Genomic DNA, 13,718 nt, shown 5'->3' on the forward strand with positions numbered 1-13,718 from the left:
CGTGCGATCTCGACTCCCGATTAGACGTTGAAGCGGAAGTGCATCACGTCACCGTCCTTGACGATGTAGTCCTTGCCTTCCAGACGCCATTTACCGGCTTCCTTGGCGCCGCCTTCACCCTTGTACTGGATGAAGTCGTCATAGGCCACGACTTCGGCGCGGATGAAGCCTTTCTCGAAGTCGGTGTGGATCACGGCGGCGGCTTGCGGCGCGGTGGCACCGACACGCACGGTCCAGGCGCGGACTTCTTTCACACCCGCGGTGAAGTAGGTCTGCAGATTGAGCAGGGCGTAGCCGGCGCGGATCACGCGGTTCAGGCCAGGCTCTTCCAGGCCCAGGGCCTCGAGGAACATGTCCTTCTCCTCGCCTTCTTCCAGCTCGGCGATCTCCGCTTCGATCTTGTTGCACACTGGCACCACGACCGCGCCTTCTTCCTCGGCGATGGCCTTGACCACGTCCAGGTGCGGGTTGTTCTCGAAGCCGTCCTCGGCCACGTTGGCGATGTACATCACCGGCTTGCTGGTCAGCAGGTGGAAGCCGCGGATCACGGCCTTCTCCTCGACGCTCATGTTCTTCATCAGGCTGCGCGCAGGCTTGCCATCGGTGAAGTGGGCAATGAGCTTTTCCAGCAGGGCTTTCTGGGCCAGGGCTTCCTTGTCACCGCCCTTGGCGTTGCGCGCGACCTTCTGCAGTTGCTTCTCGCAGCTGTCCAGGTCGGCGAAGATCAGTTCCAGGTCGATGATCTCGATGTCACGCTTGGGGTCGACGCTGTTGGAGACGTGGATCACGTTCTCGTCTTCGAAGCAGCGCACCACATGGGCGATGGCGTCGGTCTCGCGGATGTTGGCGAGGAACTTGTTGCCCAGGCCTTCGCCCTTCGAGGCACCGGCGACGAGACCTGCGATGTCGACGAATTCCATGGTGGTCGGAATCACACGCTCAGGCTTGACGATCTCGGCCAGGGCGTCGAGGCGTGCATCGGGCATCGGCACGATGCCGCTGTTCGGCTCGATGGTGCAGAAGGGGAAGTTCTCCGCCGCGATACCGGACTTGGTCAGGGCGTTGAACAGGGTGGACTTGCCGACGTTGGGCAGGCCGACGATGCCGCAATTGAAACCCATGGGAATTCCCCTCTCTAGGAAATCAGGCCTTCTGGCTGTGCAGTTCGCGCATCGCCTTGGCGAAATCGCCTGCGAGCACGTCCGGCATCACGCCGAGGGCAAAATCGATGCTGGCGTCGAGCTTCTCCTGCTCGGCGCGCGGTGCGCGGCCCAGGACGAAGTTGGAGACCAGTTTGGCGTCACCTGGGTGGCCGATGCCGAGCCGCAGGCGATGGAAGTCGTTCTGGTTGCCGAGCTGCGCGATGATGTCGCGCAGGCCGTTGTGCCCACCATGGCCGCCGCCTTTCTTGAGCTTGGCGACGCCCGGGGGCAGGTCGAGTTCGTCATGCGCCACCAGGATGGCCGCCGGTGGAATCCGGAAGAAATTGGCCAGTGCCGCGACGGACTGGCCGCTGCGGTTCATGTAGGTGGTGGGAATGAGCAGACGAACGTCTTGGCCCTGATGGCTGAACTTAGCCGTCAGGCCGAAATACTTGCGGTCAGCGGTCAGCGATACACGCTGGGCGCTGGCGAGGCGTTCAACGAAAAGAGCCCCTGCGTTATGCCGGGTCTGTTCGTATTCGGGGCCGGGGTTACCCAGGCCGACGATCAACTGGATGGCGGTCACGTCAGGGGCTCTTCCTTGGAGTTGGTGGGTTACGGTGCGCGCGGCACTGTAACCCGATCAACGCCGGCGTGCGAGTGGATTACTCGGCAGCGCCTTCAGCAGCGTCAGCGGCTACGCGCGGGGCGTGGACGTTGGCAACAGCTTTGTCATCACCGTGGGCCAGAGCGACGAACTCTACGCCTTTCGGAGCTTTCAGGTCCGACAGGTGGATGATGGTGCCGATTTCAGCCTTGGCCAGGTCGACTTCGATGAACTCAGGCAGGTCTTTGGCTTCGCAGGAAACTTCGATCTCGGCTTCTACGTGGGAGATCTCGCCGCCTTTCTTGACCGGGGCTTCTTCGTTGATGAAGTGAACCGGTACCTTGGCGGTCAGCTTCTGGCCAGCAACGACGCGAACGAAGTCGGCGTGCATGATGAAGCCTTTGGCTGGGTGACGCTGCAGGGCCTTGACGACGACGTTCTGCTTGGTGCCGTCGACGTTCAGTTCCAGAACGTGGCTGAAGGCAGCTTCGTTATCGAACAGCTTGGTGATTTCCTTGGCCAGGATGGTCAGGGATTGGGCTTCTTTGCCACCACCGTAGACAACGGCTGGGATGTTGGCGGAATGACGCAGGCGGCGGCTCGCACCTTTCCCCAGGTCAGTACGCGCTTGGGCGTTCAGGATGAAATCGGTCATTTTGTATCTCCAAAATAGCCTCCCGTATGGCGTTTGCGACCAGCGCCATCGGGATTGGCAAAAAAGCCCCGCCCCGACAAGATGCCGGGGCGGGGCGCTTTTCGTCAGCGAGCGTTCCGCTTAGCGGAACATCGCGCTGATCGATTCTTCGTTGCTGATGCGGCGAACCGCTTCAGCGACAACCGGTGCGATATCCAGCTGGCGGATACGGTCACAGGCTTGAGCAGCGGCGGACAGCGGGATGGTGTTGGTCACCACCAGCTCGTCCAGCACCGACTTCTCGATGTTCTCGATCGCACGGCCCGACAGTACCGGGTGCGTGCAGTAGGCGTAGACCTTGGCCGCGCCGTGGTCTTTCAGGGCCTTGGCCGCGTTGCACAGGGTACCGGCGGTATCGACCATGTCGTCTACCAGGATGCAGGTGCGTCCTTCGACGTCGCCGATGATGTGCATCACTTCGGAGTGATTGGCCTTTTCACGGCGCTTGTCGATGATACCCAGGTCGACACCCAGGGACTTGGCGACGGCACGTGCGCGCACGACACCACCGATGTCCGGGGAGACGATCATCAGGTTCTCGAAACGCTGGTCTTCGATGTCGTCGACCAGTACGGGCGAGCCGTAGATGTTGTCGACGGGAATATCGAAGAAGCCCTGGATCTGGTCAGCGTGCAGGTCGACAGTGAGTACACGGTCGATACCCACGACAGTGAGCATGTCAGCGACGACTTTGGCGCTGATGGCTACACGTGCCGAACGCGGACGGCGGTCCTGGCGGGCGTATCCGAAGTAAGGAATCACGGCAGTGATTCGTGACGCTGAGGAGCGGCGGAAGGCGTCGGCCATCACTACCAGTTCCATCAGATTGTCGTTGGTAGGGGCACAGGTTGGCTGAATGATGAAAACGTCCTTACCACGAACATTTTCATTGATCTCAGCACTGATTTCGCCGTCGGAGAATTTACCGACAGAAACATCACCCAGTGGAATATGCAGCTGACGTACGACACGCCGAGCCAGATCGGGGTTGGCATTCCCCGTGAAGACCATCATCTTGGACACGCGCAGTACCTGAAGGCTGAGGGTAACCTGGATGAGTATAAGGAAAATGGCAGGGGCGGCTGGATTCGAACCAACGCATGGCAGGATCAAAACCTGCTGCCTTACCGCTTGGCGACGCCCCTGTATCTGTTGCTGCGAGTACCGAATACTCGACTTCTAGAGCAGGCTCTGCAGCTTGCGATGCAACATCGAAATGTTGCTTCCCTTTGCCACAAACCCTGTTTGGGTCTCTGAAAGAAGGGCCAGAACTTTATCAGCTTCGGCTTTGCTTGGGAAGGCCCCAAACACACAACTTCCAGTGCCGGTTAGACGAGCTTCAGTGTATTTACCCAGCAGATTCAACGCATTGCGAACTTCTGGATAACCTTGCTCTACCACCGGTTGGCAGTCATTTCGACTGTTTCCCTCGGGAACGGGGCGCATCTTAAGGGGGAGGGAATCACGTGTCAACTCTGGATGCGAAAAAATTTCCGCTGTGCTGACAGACACTTGCGGCACCAGTACGACGTACCAGGGCTCTTCGGGGTCCACCGGGGTCAGTTGCTCACCCACACCTTGGGCGAAGGCGGCGTGGCCGCGGACGAACACCGGTACATCGGCGCCAAGCCCCAGGCCCAGGCCGGCCAGGCGGTCTTCGTCCCAGCCCAGTTGCCACAGATGATTGAGGGCCAGCAGCGTGGTCGCGGCGTTGGAGCTGCCGCCACCGATGCCGCCGCCCATGGGCAGGATCTTGTCCAGCCAGATGTCGACGCCGAGCGCGCAGCCTGATTGTTGTTGCAGCTGGCGTGCAGCTTTCACGATCAGATTGCTGTCGTGGGGCACGCCGGCGATTTCGGTGCGCAAGTGGATCTGGCCATCGTCACGCAGGCTGTAGTGCAGCTGATCGGCATGGTCGAGAAACTGGAACACGGTTTCCAGCTCGTGGTAACCGTCTGGGCGGCGACCGATGATATGCAGCCACAGGTTGAGCTTGGCCGGGGCGGGAAGGGTGAGCGTGGCCATCGATCAATGCCCCAGCTGACGTGGCTGCCAGTCCTTGACCACCAGGGTGACGTCCAGGTCCTGGCCGTGCAGCTTCAGGCGTTCAGGTAGCCAGTAGCCGTTCTGTTGGGTGTAGCTCAGGTACTGCACCTGCCAGCCGTCCTGGGTCAGGCTGGCCAGGCGGCTGTCGCCATCCAGGGTCAGTTGGCTCTTGCTGTCGGGGGCAGGCAGGCCACGGACCCACCAGACCAAATGCGAGACCGGCAGTTGCCAGCCCAGCTGTTCTTCGAGCAGTGCCTCGGGGCTTGGGGCTTCGTAGCGGCCCTGGTTGGCCACCTCCAGGACCACGCCGCCGGGGCGTCCGGTCAGGCGTGCCGCCCCGCGACCCAGGGGGCCGGCCAGGCGGATGTCGTAGTAGTCCTGGCGTTGCAGCCAGAACAAGGTACCACTGCCCGAATCACGGGGGGCGCGAATGCCGACCTTGCCGTTGATCTGCCAGCCGTCGAGGTTGCTCAGTTGCTCTTTATGGGCGCGCCACAACTGTGGATCGCCGTGGCCTTGCAGGGATTCACGGCTACCGAATCCGGCGCAGCCGGCCAGCAGGGCGATCAGGGTAAAGGTGATGCAATGACGCAGGAACATGGTTTACAGGGTCTCTGATCCGGTCAGGCGCAGGAGAGTCTTGCGCAGGATTTGGCTGTCGGGTTGGCCCTCGAAGGCCTTGGCCCAGACCTGGCGGGCTTCGCGGCGTTTGCCGTTGGCCCAGAGCACTTCACCCAGGTGGGCTGCTACTTCGTGGTCGGGGAAGCGCGCCAGGGCCTGGCGCAGCAGGCGTTCAGCTTCGTCGAGGTTGCCCATGCGGTAGTTGACCCAGCCCAGGCTGTCGAGCACAGCGGGGTCGTCCGGGGTGAGCTGGTGGGCTTTTTCGATCAGCGCCTTGGCTTCGGCGTAGCGCGTGGTGCGGTCGGCAAGGGTGTAGCCGAGCGCGTTCAGGGCCATGGCGTTTTCCGGTTCGCGCTGGATGATGGCGCGCAGGTCTTTTTCCATTTGCCCCAGGTCATCGCGCTTCTCCGCCAGCATGGCGCGGGTATAAAGCAGGTTGAGGTCATCCGGGTAGCGCTTGATCGCCTGGGCCAGGACTTGTTCAGCCTGGGCTTCCTTGGCGTTGTTGCCGTAGCTTTCCGCCTCGATCAGGTACAGCTGGATGGCGTAGTCCGGCTGGGCCTCTCGGGCTTCGCCGAGCAGGCGCGACGCCTCGCTGGAGCGGCCGTTAGCGATGAGGATGTCGGCCTGGCGCAATTGCGCCGGCAGGTAATCGGGGCCAGGGCCTACCAGGGCGTATTCACGCAGGGCGGCCTCGGGATCGCCGCGCTCTTCGTGCAGGCGGCCCAGGTTCAGGTGTGCGGCGTCGACATTGCTGTCGCGCTCCACCAGCTCCTGCAGATACCCCTCGGCCTCGTCCCAGTTCTTGGTTTCCAGGCAGACCAGAGCGAGCGAATAGCGCAGCTCGTCATCTTCGGGGTACTGCTGAAGCAGGCTCTCGAATTCGGCCTTGGCATCTGCCATGCGGTCCTGCTCGACCAGAGTGCGGGCGTAGGTCAGGCGCAGGCGCTTGTCGTCGGGATTGTCGCGAATAGCCCCGCGCAGCAGTGGCAAAGCCTCCGAACCACGGTCCAGGGTCTGCAGCAGACGGGCGCGCAGCAACACCGGGGCGACTTCGCCGTTTTGCGGCGGGTGCGATTCGAGTAGTTCGAGGGCTTGCTCGGTCTTGCCATCCTGGTTCAGCAACAGTGCTTTGCCAAACACCAACTGGCCGTTGTCCGGATACTTGACCAACAGGCGGTCGAAGCTTTGCAACAAGCCGTCGCGGGTGTTCTGGTCGGTTTCGGCTGCGGACAGCGCGAGGAAGTCGAAGTGGGTGTCGCCCTGGCCCTGGAGGACCTTTTCCATGTAGGCCATGGATTCGTCGTAGCGTCCGGCGCGGGCCAGTTGAATGGCCGCGGCCCGTTGAGCGTCGAGGTTCTGCGCATCGTTGCGTGCCCAGATCATCGCGGTGTCCAGCGCGGGCTCGTCGGCACCGAGGTATTCGGCGATGCGGTAGGCGCGTTCGGAGACGGCTGGGTCCTGGGTCTTCTCAGCCTGGTCGACATAGTTGGCCAGGGCAATGTCAAAGCGGTTACGTTGCCCGGCCAGTTCCGCTACCAGCAGGCTGTAGAGCGTTTCCTCTTTGAACGAGCCGTACACCACAGGCTTTTCCGGTGCGCTTTTGCCTGCCGCGGCAACGGGCGACGCGGCCTCGTTCTTCTGCGGGGCCAGGCTTTGGCAGCCCTGGAGCAGGGCGAGAGCAAGCAACAATGCGTAGGACTTGTTCATAAAGAAGGCTTTGGATACCGGCGGTCGGAGCATGATGACACAAGCGCGATGGCAAACCCACCTGCGAAGGTCGAGGTTGCGAGGTTTCGGATTGTTCGGACCATTCTATTAGCGGGTTGTTCTGGACTTTCGAAATCACCGGACCAAAATCCCAATCCCGCTTTTGCTTTTAATTGCACAAATTAGTTCAGGCGCCGCCAATCGCGACTTCAGGAGGCCGAGTGCAGGTGCCTGTAGCGGCAGGCGCGCAGCGCCCTTCGGCATCAGCCGAAGTTGCGAGATGGAGACTTGCGAAGCAAGTCGGAGGCCGCGAAGCCCCGGAAGGCGCCGGAGCGTAGGGGCCGGATGCAGGAGCAAGCGGTTTTTGCCTCCTTTTTGCCAAGACAAAAAGGAGGTCGCCGTAAGGGCGAAAGGTGAGTCTGCGCCGGCGCAGGGAACGGATATTCCCACGCTGTAAATGCCCACCGGCGGTGTTTGAGCCATCGTGCACCAAAAAGCCAAAGCCGATAGGGTGAGAGCGAGGGCTGTCAGTCACTGTATGTGCTCGTAGCGTCTGGCCGGCGCAACGGCCCGCCACCGTCGATAGCCCTCGGGTATCGCGACAATAGCGAACGGTGGTTGTTCTGAAACCTGCGAAGTAGGACAATTATCGGCTTCTCGTCACAACCAGCGACCTCGCATGGCCTTTCTTGCACTTGGTATCAACCATAAGACTGCCTCGGTAGACGTACGCGAGCGCGTGGCGTTTACGCCAGAGCAGCTGGTCGATGCCCTGCAGCAGCTTTGCCGACTGACCGCCAGCCGTGAGGCGGCGATCCTGTCGACTTGCAACCGCAGTGAACTCTATATCGAACAGGACCACCTGGCCGCCGACGCCGTGCTGCAGTGGCTGGCCGAGTATCATCAGCTCAACCTCGAAGAGCTGCGTGCCAGCGCCTATATCCACGAAGAGCATGATGCGGTCAGGCACATGATGCGTGTGGCCTCGGGCCTGGATTCGCTGGTGCTGGGCGAGCCACAGATTCTCGGCCAGATGAAGTCGGCCTACGCCGTGGCCCGCGAGGCCGGGACCATCGGCCCGCTGCTCGGGCGCCTGTTCCAGGCCACGTTCAGTGCTGCCAAGCAGGTGCGCACCGACACCGCCATCGGCGAGAACCCGGTTTCCGTAGCCTTCGCCGCCGTCAGCCTGGCCAAGCAGATCTTCAGCGACCTGGGTCGCAGCCAGGCGCTGCTGATCGGCGCTGGCGAGACCATCACCCTGGTCGCCCGCCACCTCCATGAGCAGGGTGTACGGCGTATCGTCGTGGCCAACCGTACCCTGGAGCGCGCCAGCATCCTGGCCGAACAGTTCGGTGCCCATGCGGTGCTGCTTTCGGACATCCCTCAGGAGCTGGCCAACAGCGACATCGTCATCAGTTCCACCGCCAGCCAGTTGCCGATCCTCGGCAAGGGCGCGGTGGAAAGCGCCTTGAAGCAGCGTCGGCACAAGCCCATCTTCATGGTCGATATCGCCGTGCCAAGGGACATCGAACCGCAGGTTGGCGAGCTCGATGACGTCTACCTATATACGGTCGATGACCTGCATGACGTCGTCGCGGAAAACCTCAAGAGCCGCCAAGGCGCGGCCCAGGCTGCCGAGGAGCTGGTATCGGTCGGTGCCGAGGATTTCATGGCGCGCCTGCGCGAGCTGGCCGCGGTGGATGTGCTCAAGGCCTATCGCCAGCAAAGCGAGCGCCTGCGCGACGAAGAACTGCAAAAGGCCCAGCGCCTGCTGGCCAATGGCGGCAATCCCGAAGAGGTACTGGCCCAGCTGGCCCGGGGGCTGACCAACAAATTGCTGCATGCGCCCAGCGTGCAATTGAAAAAGCTCTCCGCCGAAGGCCGCCTCGATGCGCTGGCCATGGCCCAGGAACTCTTTGCCCTCAACGAGGGCTCGACGGACAAAACCCCGCAATGAAAGCGTCGCTGCTCAATAAACTGGACACGCTCCAGGACCGCTTCGAAGAACTCACCGCTCTGTTGGGCGATGCCGAGGTCATTTCCGACCAGACCCGTTTCCGCGCTTATTCGCGTGAATACGCCGAAGTCGAGCCGGTCATCGACGCCTATAAAGAGTGGCGAAAGGTCCAGGACGATCTGGCCGGCGCTCAGGCGCTGCTCAAGGACAGCGACCCGGACTTGCGCGAAATGGCTGTCGAGGAAGTGCGTGAGGCCAAGGAGCAACTGGTCGGCCTGGAGGCCCGGTTGCAGCGCATGTTGCTGCCCAAGGACCCCAACGACGGGCGCAACGTGTTCCTCGAGATCCGCGCCGGTACCGGTGGCGACGAGGCCGCGATCTTCTCGGGCGACTTGTTCCGCATGTATTCGCGTTACGCCGAAAAGCGTGGCTGGCGTCTGGAGATTCTCTCCGAGAACGAAGGCGAGCACGGCGGCTACAAGGAGATCATCGCCCGGGTCGAAGGCGACAGTGTCTACGGCAAGCTCAAATTCGAATCTGGCGCACATCGCGTGCAACGAGTGCCGGAGACCGAATCGCAAGGGCGTATCCACACCTCCGCCTGCACCGTGGCGGTCTTGCCGGAGCCGGATGAACAGGTCGCCATCGAGATCAACCCGGCCGACCTTCGTATCGATACCTACCGCGCCTCGGGCGCCGGTGGTCAGCACGTCAACAAGACCGACTCGGCGATTCGCATCACCCACCTGCCTACCGGCATCGTGGTCGAATGCCAGGAGGAGCGGTCGCAGCACAAGAACCGTGCCCGGGCCATGTCCTGGCTGTCGGCCAAGCTCAATGACATGCAGACCAGCGCCGCGCAAAACGCCATTGCCACCGAGCGCAAGCTGCTGGTGGGCTCGGGCGATCGCTCCGAGCGTATCCGCACCTACAATTATCCACAGGGCCGGGTGACCGATCATCGCATCAACCTGACCCTGTACTCCCTGGATGAAATTCTGGCCGGGGGCGTCGATGCGGTCATCGAACCCCTGCTCGCTGAATACCAGGCCGATCAGTTGGCCGCCCTGGGGGATTGAATGACCATCATCGCCAGCCTGCTGCGCGACGCGCAGTTGCCGGATTCCCCGACCGAGCGCCTGGACGTCGAGCTATTGCTCGCCGCAGCCCTGGGTAAGTCGCGCAGTTATCTGCACACCTGGCCAGAGCGAATCGTCAGCAGCGAGGCCGCCGAGACGTTCGCCGGCTACCTGGCGCGTCGCCGAGCCGGTGAGCCGGTGGCCTACATCCTGGGCCAGCAGGGTTTTTGGAAGCTCGATCTTGAAGTCGCGCCGCACACCCTGATCCCACGTCCGGAAACCGAGCTGCTGGTAGAAGCGGCGTTGGAACTGCTGCCCATGCGACCTGCGCGGGTGCTTGACCTGGGCACTGGCACCGGCGCCATTGCCCTGGCCCTGGCCAGCGAATGCCCGGCCTGGCAGGTAACCGCACTGGACCGCGTGCCCGAAGCCGTGGCCCTGGCCGAGCGCAACCGCGATCGCCTTGGCCTGGCCAATGCCCAGGTACGCCTGAGCCACTGGTATGACGCCGTGGCTGGCGAGCGCTTCGACCTGATCCTGAGCAACCCTCCCTACATCGCTGCCGACGACCCGCATCTGGTCGCAGGCGATGTGCGCTTCGAGCCCAGCAGTGCCCTGGTGGCGGGGCAGGATGGCCTGGATGACCTGCGAGTGATCATCGCCCAGGCGCCGGATCACCTATCGGCCGGTGGCTGGCTGCTGCTCGAACACGGTTACGACCAGGCCTCGGCCGTGCGTGAGCTGCTCACCCGCCACGGCTTTATCGACGTGGCCAGCCGCCTGGACCTGGCCGGTCACGAACGCATTTCCATGGGACGACTGCCATGCTGAGTGATCAGGAACTGTTGCGCTACAGCCGGCAGATCCTGCTGGCCCAGGTGGATATCGACGGTCAGTTGCGGCTCAAGCGCAGCAAGGCGTTGGTCGTCGGGCTTGGGGGGCTAGGGTCGCCGGTTGCTCTGTACCTGGCCGCGGCCGGTGTCGGCGAGCTGCACTTGGCCGACTTCGACACCGTCGACCTGACCAACCTGCAACGCCAGGTCATCCATGACAGCGACAGCGTGGGCATGAGCAAGGTCGACTCGGCGTGCAAGCGTCTTGAGGCGATCAACCCCGAGGTCAAGCTGGTTGCGCACCGCGAGGCGCTGGACGAAGACTCCCTTGCCGCGGCCGTCGGCGCGGTCGACGTGGTGCTGGACTGCTCGGACAACTTCTCCACCCGCGAAGCGGTCAACGCCGCCTGTGTCGCAGCAGGCAAGCCGCTGGTCAGTGGTGCGGCGATCCGCCTGGAAGGGCAGCTGTCGGTGTTCGACCCCCGTCGTGACTACAGCCCCTGCTACCACTGCCTTTATGGCCATGGCAGCGAGGCTGAGCTGACGTGCAGCGAGGCGGGTGTGCTCGGTCCGTTGGTGGGCTTGGTGGGCAGCCTGCAAGCACTCGAGGCGATGAAACTGCTGGCCGGCTTCGGCGATCCTCTGGTGGGGCGCTTGCTGTTGATCGATGCGTTGGGCACACGCATGCGCGAGCTGCGGGTAAAGCGCGATCCGGCGTGTGCTGTCTGTGGCAGCCGGCATGGCTGAGCGTGCGGCGCCGGTCGGCGTGATGGATTCTGGGGTCGGCGGTCTGTCGGTGCTCGCCGAGATCCAGCGCCTGTTGCCCAACGAATCGCTCCTGTATGTCGCCGACAGCGGCCATGTGCCGTACGGCGAAAAGTCACCGGACTATATCCGCCAGCGCTTGCGCCACATTGCCGGGTTCTTCCACGCGCAAGGTGCCAAGGCGATGGTCCTGGCCTGCAACACTGCGACCGTGGCGGCAGTGGCCGACCTGCGCGAGCTGTACCCGAATTGGCCTCTGGTGGGCATGGAGCCTGCGGTCAAGCCGGCCGCTGCAGCGACGCGCTCTGGCGTGGTCGGGGTGCTGGCCACCACCGGCACTTTGCAGAGCGCCAAGTTCGCTGCCTTGCTCGATCGTTTCGCCAACGATGTCCAGGTCATCACCCAGCCGTGTCCTGGCCTGGTGGAGCGCATCGAGGCGGGGGATCTCGACAGTCCACAGCTGCGCCAGTTGTTGCACGGCTATGTGCGGCCTTTGCTGGACGCAGGTTGCGACACGCTCATCCTTGGCTGCACCCACTACCCCTTCCTGCGTCCGCTGTTGGCCAGCATGGTGCCGGCGGATGTGGCCATCATCGATACCGGTGCCGCTGTGGCGCGGCAACTGCAGCGCTTGCTGGCGGCGCGGGACCTGCTGGCCGAGGGGCCAGCGCGTGACACCGCGTTCTGGACCAGCGCCGAACCACAGTCGCTGAACGACGTGCTGCCGCTGCTCTGGGGGCGTGCCGATCAGGTTCTGCCTTTTCCGCTGTAACCGAAGTGTGCTGCCCAAGGGTGCGGCTGCAGACGCTGGCCTAGCCTGCGATGGGGCGCACCGCGCGCCGCAGGCTCAATCCTTAAGACCTTGAAACGCCGCCAAGACCCGCTCACGACTGCTGCCCAGGTCCACGATCGGCTGCACGTATGACGCAGAAAATAAATCCCCGCCGGCACCCGGTTCATGGATGGTTTTGTCATCAAGCCCCTGCAATTCCGGCAGCCAATGACGGATGAACTGCCCTTGCGGGTCGAAGCGGCGTGACTGGCTGACCGGGTTGAACAGACGGAAATAGGGCACTGCATCGGTCCCGGTGGAGGCACTCCATTGCCATCCACCATTGTTGGCGGCCAGATCGCCGTCGATCAGGTGTCGCATGAAATGCCGTTCGCCCAGGCGCCAGTCGATCAGCAGGTTTTTGCTCAGGAACATCGCCACGACCATGCGCAGACGATTGTGCATCCAGCCGGTGTGCAGCAATTGGCGCATGGCGGCATCGACGATCGGAAAACCGGTACGACCGGTTTTCCAGGCTTCCAAGTCTTCGGGGGCATCCCGCCAGGGCAGCGCTTCGGTGGGGGCGCGGAAGGCCCGGTGTCGAGAGACCTGTGGATAACCCACCAAGATGTGTTTGTAAAACTCCCGCCACAGCAGCTCGTTGATCCAGGTTTGTACACCTACGCTGCCGCTGTCCAATTCGCCCTGGTTCCCGCTCAAGGCAGCGTGCAGGCACTGGCGCGGCGATATCACGCCGGCAGCCAAGTATGGCGAGAGTTGGCTGGTGCCGGTCCGGGCGGGTAGGTCCCGTAGTTGAAGGTAGTCCTCGACCGTCTCGTCGATGAAGCGGGTCAGGCGCCGATGGGCTTCGTTTTCTCCGGCTGGCCAGTGCTCGCGCACACTTCGCGGTGGGGACGGAAAACCGGTGAAGCCCTGGGGGAGGGGATCGCTGGCAATGCGCAGCGGTGCCTGACGTTTCACGGGAGGCGCCAGGCTTGGCAGGCTCAGATGCAGATGCTCAAGGCATGCCCGACGGAACTGGCCGAACACCTGGAAGTAGTGCCCGCTTCGGGTCAGCACCGAGCCTGGGCGAAGCAGCAACTGATCCAGGTGGCCATGGGTGAGGATGCCCGCCTGCTCGAGCAGATCCTGGGTAGCGGCGTCACGCTGCTGCTCGTTCACGCCGTACTCTTCATTCCAATGCACCGCCTCGATCCGATGTTCTCGGCAGACCTCCAGCACCGCCTGGGGCGCCTGTCGCCAGGTGTCGACGTGGCGGATCAGCAAGGGGATATTCAGGCGCTCCAAGGACTGGCGCAGGGTCTGCAGGTTGCGCAGCCAGAAATCGACCTTGCAGGGAGCATCGTCATGGGCGAGCCACTGGCCGGGGCTGGCCAGCCACAGGGCGAGGGTCGGCCCAAGGGCACAGGCCGCGCTCAGGGCGGTGTTGTCTTCGACGCGCAGGTCGCTGCGCAGCCAGATCAGTTGCAAA

The 13,718-nt window shown here is 62.9% G+C and carries 13 protein-coding genes and 1 tRNA gene; 5 read left to right on the forward strand and 9 right to left on the reverse strand.

The features are described 5' to 3' along the window. Window positions 1–20 precede the first annotated feature (20 nt). The 8 genes from ychF to BLS27_RS13580 form a co-directional block, all read right to left on the reverse strand. Window positions 21–1,121 carry a redox-regulated ATPase YchF gene (gene ychF / locus BLS27_RS13545; RefSeq protein ID WP_043214908.1) on the reverse strand — a complete coding sequence of 367 codons (1,101 nt, stop codon included), beginning with the start codon at window positions 1,119–1,121 and terminating at the stop codon, window positions 21–23. Window positions 1,122–1,143: 22 nt separating this feature from the next. Beyond that, on the reverse strand, window positions 1,144–1,728 hold the full coding sequence (gene pth, locus BLS27_RS13550) for an aminoacyl-tRNA hydrolase (protein ID WP_043214910.1): 585 nt from the start codon (window positions 1,726–1,728) through the stop codon (window positions 1,144–1,146). Window positions 1,729–1,807: 79 nt separating this feature from the next. Beyond that, window positions 1,808–2,404 (reverse strand): 50S ribosomal protein L25/general stress protein Ctc, encoded by a 597-nt coding sequence (locus tag BLS27_RS13555; RefSeq protein ID WP_043214913.1) that lies wholly within the window; start codon window positions 2,402–2,404, stop codon window positions 1,808–1,810. A 120-nt stretch (window positions 2,405–2,524) separates the two neighbouring features. Then, window positions 2,525–3,466 (reverse strand): ribose-phosphate pyrophosphokinase, encoded by a 942-nt coding sequence (locus BLS27_RS13560; RefSeq protein WP_043214915.1) that lies wholly within the window; start codon window positions 3,464–3,466, stop codon window positions 2,525–2,527. 47 nt (window positions 3,467–3,513) lie between these two features. Then, window positions 3,514–3,588 (reverse strand) — tRNA-Gln (locus BLS27_RS13565). 34 nt (window positions 3,589–3,622) lie between these two features. Next, complete coding sequence (gene ispE / locus BLS27_RS13570; protein WP_043214917.1) at window positions 3,623–4,468, reverse strand: 4-(cytidine 5'-diphospho)-2-C-methyl-D-erythritol kinase; 846 nt, start codon at window positions 4,466–4,468, stop codon at window positions 3,623–3,625. Window positions 4,469–4,471: 3 nt separating this feature from the next. Next, window positions 4,472–5,089: a lipoprotein insertase outer membrane protein LolB gene (gene lolB, locus BLS27_RS13575; protein WP_043214919.1), complete on the reverse strand. Its 618-nt coding sequence runs from the start codon at window positions 5,087–5,089 to the stop codon at window positions 4,472–4,474. A 3-nt stretch (window positions 5,090–5,092) separates the two neighbouring features. Further along, window positions 5,093–6,820 (reverse strand): tetratricopeptide repeat protein, encoded by a 1,728-nt coding sequence (locus BLS27_RS13580; protein WP_090345209.1) that lies wholly within the window; start codon window positions 6,818–6,820, stop codon window positions 5,093–5,095. A 679-nt stretch (window positions 6,821–7,499) separates the two neighbouring features. On the opposite strand from BLS27_RS13580, the gene hemA reads away from it, so the two are divergent. The 5 genes from hemA to murI are packed head-to-tail and all read left to right on the forward strand — an operon-like array spanning window position 7,500 to window position 12,226. Continuing rightward, entirely contained in the window at window positions 7,500–8,777 is a 1,278-nt protein-coding gene (gene hemA / locus BLS27_RS13585; protein WP_043215333.1) for a glutamyl-tRNA reductase, read from the forward strand. Next, entirely contained in the window at window positions 8,774–9,856 is a 1,083-nt protein-coding gene (gene prfA, locus BLS27_RS13590) for a peptide chain release factor 1 (protein WP_090345211.1), read from the forward strand. Before hemA ends, prfA begins: the two co-directional genes overlap by 4 nt. Beyond that, on the forward strand, window positions 9,857–10,687 hold the full coding sequence (gene prmC, locus BLS27_RS13595) for a peptide chain release factor N(5)-glutamine methyltransferase (RefSeq protein WP_043215330.1): 831 nt from the start codon (window positions 9,857–9,859) through the stop codon (window positions 10,685–10,687). It begins immediately after the preceding gene. Further along, window positions 10,681–11,436, forward strand: a complete 756-nt coding sequence (locus tag BLS27_RS13600; RefSeq protein WP_043215329.1) for a molybdopterin-synthase adenylyltransferase MoeB — start codon at window positions 10,681–10,683, stop codon at window positions 11,434–11,436. The genes prmC and BLS27_RS13600 overlap by 7 nt, the downstream gene beginning before the upstream one ends. Further along, window positions 11,429–12,226 (forward strand): glutamate racemase, encoded by a 798-nt coding sequence (gene murI / locus BLS27_RS13605; RefSeq protein WP_090345213.1) that lies wholly within the window; start codon window positions 11,429–11,431, stop codon window positions 12,224–12,226. Before BLS27_RS13600 ends, murI begins: the two co-directional genes overlap by 8 nt. A 75-nt stretch (window positions 12,227–12,301) precedes the next feature. On the opposite strand, the gene phrB is transcribed toward murI, so the two are convergent. Next, window positions 12,302–13,717, reverse strand: a complete 1,416-nt coding sequence (gene phrB / locus BLS27_RS13610) for a deoxyribodipyrimidine photo-lyase (protein WP_043215324.1) — start codon at window positions 13,715–13,717, stop codon at window positions 12,302–12,304. Window position 13,718: the final 1 nt, after the last annotated feature.

Origin of the sequence: Pseudomonas guariconensis (assembly GCF_900102675.1) — a bacterium.
Lineage (GTDB): Bacteria > Pseudomonadota > Gammaproteobacteria > Pseudomonadales > Pseudomonadaceae > Aquipseudomonas > Aquipseudomonas guariconensis.

Bases quoted from the DNA above. Each gene is read 5' to 3' on its own strand.
- ispE (WP_043214917.1), bottom strand. From the start codon at position 4,468: ATGGCCACGCTCACCCTTCCCGCCCCGGCCAAGCTCAACCTGTGGCTG.
- prmC (WP_043215330.1), top strand. From the start codon at position 9,857: ATGACCATCATCGCCAGCCTGCTGCGCGACGCGCAGTTGCCGGATTCC.
- prfA (WP_090345211.1), top strand. From the start codon at position 8,774: ATGAAAGCGTCGCTGCTCAATAAACTGGACACGCTCCAGGACCGCTTC.
- murI (WP_090345213.1), top strand. From the start codon at position 11,429: ATGGCTGAGCGTGCGGCGCCGGTCGGCGTGATGGATTCTGGGGTCGGC.
- BLS27_RS13600 (WP_043215329.1), top strand. From the start codon at position 10,681: ATGCTGAGTGATCAGGAACTGTTGCGCTACAGCCGGCAGATCCTGCTG.
- BLS27_RS13555 (WP_043214913.1), bottom strand. From the start codon at position 2,404: ATGACCGATTTCATCCTGAACGCCCAAGCGCGTACTGACCTGGGGAAA.
- hemA (WP_043215333.1), top strand. From the start codon at position 7,500: ATGGCCTTTCTTGCACTTGGTATCAACCATAAGACTGCCTCGGTAGAC.
- lolB (WP_043214919.1), bottom strand. From the start codon at position 5,089: ATGTTCCTGCGTCATTGCATCACCTTTACCCTGATCGCCCTGCTGGCC.
- ychF (WP_043214908.1), bottom strand. From the start codon at position 1,121: ATGGGTTTCAATTGCGGCATCGTCGGCCTGCCCAACGTCGGCAAGTCC.
- BLS27_RS13580 (WP_090345209.1), bottom strand. From the start codon at position 6,820: ATGAACAAGTCCTACGCATTGTTGCTTGCTCTCGCCCTGCTCCAGGGC.